Source organism: Ferruginibacter sp. (genome assembly GCF_028288465.1).
Lineage (GTDB): Bacteria > Bacteroidota > Bacteroidia > Chitinophagales > Chitinophagaceae > Ferruginibacter.
The window spans coordinates 1-3,523 of the sequence record NZ_JAQBNR010000077.1; the positions used below are offsets into that span (position 1 = coordinate 1).

Consider the following 3,523-nt stretch of genomic DNA (forward strand, 5'->3'; position numbering starts at 1 on the left):
GACGGGTCCGCGTAGCGGAGGTGGATTCCACGTTCTACCAAGTCAATGAACAGCTTAGCTGCCGAGTCGCCCTTGTGCTCTTCCTCTACAAAGGGAGAATGCTCAGGGATAAAGACTGGTAGGTGACGACGGACCTCAGGCAGTTGCACATCGCACATTTCACCGATCTCCACCGTGTTGCGCAGCGCCTCGTCAACTACGGAAGAGGGTAGGTAATGGAGAGCATCACGGATCTCGACCTCATCCATCATGTAGAGAGCCATCGGGTGCCACATTTTGCGATCTTGGATCGAAGTGTCGATCGAGTCGCCTGTCTGCATGGCAACGTAGACATCATGGGTGGCGTACTGTCGGGGGAACGCGAAGTGCGCATCATTTGCGTACACCACAGGAATGCCGCGCTCCTGAGCTACCTGCGCGAGCGCCAAGTTCAGTTGTTCATGCTCGTACCCAGGGTAAGTGTGAAGCTCAATAAAGAACTTGTCCTTGTAGATCTCCAGGTACTTGTCGAGCGCCGTCAAATCACCTTGCAGCACACCTTGCGGCACGAGACCCTGGATGCACGCTGACGTGGCGAACAGACCCTCGGAGAATCCTTCAAGATCCTCCCAGTTGACCCGTCCGACGTAGCGGAAGTTCTTAGAGGCAAGGTCGTTCAGCCGCCAGAGGTTGCGCAGGCCTTCGTTGCTGGTTGCGCCTACCACGAAGTGAGACTGATCGCGCTCATTACGCGTCCAGTTCTTGTAGCCCTTGGGCTGGACCCCGTGGTATAGCTCGGCGCCGAAGATTGGCTTCACGTCACGCTTGGCCAACTCCTTGGCGAACTCCAGGTGGCCTGCCACCGTGCCGTGGTCAGTGATCCCGCAGCATGGGCAGCCAAGTTCAACCGCCCGCTCCGCAATCTCACGGCAGGTGGACAACCCATCGAGGGCTGAGAATTCTGAGTGGTTGTGGAGCGGGCAGAAGATCATTTACTTGCCAATCTTGTACTCGTAGTCACCCGAGTCAGGGTTACGACGAGAGATGATGTTAATTCCGTCTGCACGAAGCTCACGCAGACGACGAAGACCCTCAGTACCGCCTACCTCTGGACGAGTAAGCTCGTATCCAGGGACGTACTTGCGGTTCTTCTTCAGGTATGACAACACCAACTGCTTGCGCGTTGGCTTGGGGCTCTTTACCATCTTGTTTCCTTTACTGGTGTGTTTGTAGATTTCTGTTATACACGCCAAGACTCCCGCGCATATAGATAGGTTCGGATTCGGTGACATCTACCACCACGTACTCTTGGCCGACCACCGGATCCCTTCCGCCCTTACTACCTCTAATGGCAGACGCCGCATCCTCAGCTTCTACCGGAACCGGAACCTCACCGTATTCCACTTTCATTACTAAGAACTTTGCCATCGAGCTTCCTTTCGAGCCTTCACAGCGAGTGTGTCTGCTAGCTCATTCCACTTGACTCCCACATGGCCACGCACGTGTCGCCACTGAACGTGGTCATGTAGCTGCGCCGAGGTTTCAATTCGCGCCCAAATATCGGCGTTTGCATTACGGGCACGCTCTGGGTACTGACAACCAAGTACTACATACTGTGAGTCGGATACGATCTCCATCTCACAGGCTCCGTACTTTGCGTACAAAGTGTCTAACGCTTGGACTTGAGCTTCCATTTCCATGCGGTTGTTAGTCGTGGGCGGCGGGATGAATCCGGCGTCATGTTCATGCTCGCCAAACCCATCAACCGCTACCCACGACCATCCGCCTGGTCCACCATTGCTATACGAGCCATCGGTGTATACAAGAAGCCCCTTAGTTGGATTCAAGGCCATTCTGTGCAGTCGCCATACCAATCAGAAATCCGATGATTACCCATGTACGAGCGCTGGCCTTAGACTCCGGGACAAAAGTATGCACTCTTGCGAGTAACGTATCCTGTGCCGCGTCATCCATTCCAAAGTACTCAGCAAGCGCCGTGATGGCGTCCTTGTACTCCACGGCAGACTTGCCGTGATGAATGGCAGCAATCGTCTCTAGGTGGCTAAACCCATACTCGACATTCTCATCGGAGATCTCCAACATCTACGCCGTTTCGTGCATCTTGCGAAGCTCATTGAACTTCGCAGTAGAGGCACCCGCTGACTGGGTGGTAGCTGCGCGCTGCGACTGACGAGGGGCGGCAACAGGACGGCTGGCCACCTTGTTACCTCCACCGAAGCGATCCTCGATCTCCTGAATCGGAGTAACCAAACGCTCATAGCGCTCAGGGTCAGCCAACTCATTCAGACGCTTATTCAGCATGATTCCACCGATGGTGCAGGCCACGTCAACCGGCTCGCCCGATTCATCTAGGCCTTCAAGCTCACCACGAAGGTAAGCCACGCCTGAGATGTTCTCGAACAAGTTGGTGTAGTCAATCGGCTGATCAAGGTAAGGTACGAAGTTGTACTGCGTGTTCGCATCCTTACCCTGGCGCACAACCTGGAGCGGAGTCTCCTCGATAGGAGCGGTGGACTCGTTGAAGGAGCCAACCCATCCGTAGAAGTTATTCGGAGACTGAGTGATGATGCCAATGCATGGCGCCTCAACCTCTTCCATTCCGCCATCCTCGGTCTTACGAGAATAGGTCTCCGTCTTGACCTCGAACCCGGTTGGACGCTTACGGCCATTGACCATGGCGTACGTGGGCTCAAGCTCGACGGCTACCGCGATTGTACGTAGCTGTGCCTTGTGCAGCAGACGATCCGTGAGGTCATCTGACGTGTCACCAATCGCAGGATCCCTGCGGTCGATGAACTGCTCGTACTTGGTGTAGCTCTTGCCTGCCTTGGAGACACCCTGACCAACCGGCACGAAGCTGTGAAGCTCCACGGTAGGGATGTCGTCGGCACGGTTCAGGAAGGCGATGAACTTCTCTTCACGGTCATCGCGCCACTGGATCTCACGTACGAACGTGGGGAAGGGAGTGTTGCCACCCTTCTGCGCATCCGTGGCTTCCTGCATTGCAGCGATTCCTCGACGGAAATCGGGCATTCGTTTTCTCCTTAGTTAGTTATGCGCTTGGTGGGCCGAAGGCCTCTTAGTGCGCTGTATTTATTATTGCAAGGGAGGCAGTCGCCTCAGTCTTCGTCAAGCTGGCGATACATCTCGCCCTTTTCGTTCTCAGACAGGTCTCCTACGCTGGTCTTACCGGTCTTACGGAGTTCGTCCGCGATGACCTCATGACCCTCCTTGGAAACTAGCTCTGTCTTCTCGACACTCTGGTACTTTTTAAATCCCACGGTGTACTCCTCTCAGATGTACGGGTAGTTCGTCTGGGTGCAAATCCCCTAGGTCATTGCCGCCGCCCGGGACTACCGGAACATGTAATACAGGAATGTATCTTGTCAGATATTCACTGAGCGTAGTTCTCCAATTTGTACCTGCGATGTCATTATCGGGAGCGAGCATGACACCGTTCTGGAAGACCCTCAGGAGTTTCAATTGCTGTTGGGTCACCTGCGAACCGAAGGTGGCGATGGCC

Annotated in this window: 5 protein-coding genes; all 5 read right to left on the minus strand. The window is 54.8% G+C overall.

Features of this window, described 5'->3' with window-relative positions; translation table 11 throughout:
* A partial coding sequence (locus JWR61_RS27850) for a PHP domain-containing protein (RefSeq protein ID WP_301930914.1) occupies nt 1-971 on the minus strand: 971 nt, incomplete at its 3' end.
* A gap of 420 nt (nt 972-1,391) precedes the next feature.
* Nucleotides 1,392-1,832 (minus strand): ribonuclease HI, encoded by a 441-nt coding sequence (locus JWR61_RS28375; RefSeq protein ID WP_367881832.1) that lies wholly within the window; start codon nt 1,830-1,832, stop codon nt 1,392-1,394.
* Nucleotides 1,813-2,082 carry a hypothetical protein gene (locus JWR61_RS27855; protein ID WP_301930915.1) on the minus strand — a complete coding sequence of 90 codons (270 nt, stop codon included), beginning with the start codon at nt 2,080-2,082 and terminating at the stop codon, nt 1,813-1,815. The genes JWR61_RS28375 and JWR61_RS27855 overlap by 20 nt, the downstream gene beginning before the upstream one ends.
* Nucleotides 2,083-3,033 (minus strand): hypothetical protein, encoded by a 951-nt coding sequence (locus JWR61_RS27860; RefSeq protein WP_301930916.1) that lies wholly within the window; start codon nt 3,031-3,033, stop codon nt 2,083-2,085.
* Between the two features lie 237 nt (nt 3,034-3,270).
* A partial coding sequence (locus JWR61_RS27865; protein ID WP_301930917.1) for a toprim domain-containing protein occupies nt 3,271-3,523 on the minus strand: 253 nt, incomplete at its 5' end.

Excerpts from the sequence above, each read along its gene's own strand:
- JWR61_RS27860 (WP_301930916.1), bottom strand. The coding sequence starts at position 3,033 with ATGCCCGATTTCCGTCGAGGAATCGCTGCAATGCAGGAAGCCACGGAT.
- JWR61_RS27855 (WP_301930915.1), bottom strand. The coding sequence starts at position 2,082 with ATGTTGGAGATCTCCGATGAGAATGTCGAGTATGGGTTTAGCCACCTA.
- JWR61_RS28375 (WP_367881832.1), bottom strand. The coding sequence starts at position 1,832 with ATGGCCTTGAATCCAACTAAGGGGCTTCTTGTATACACCGATGGCTCG.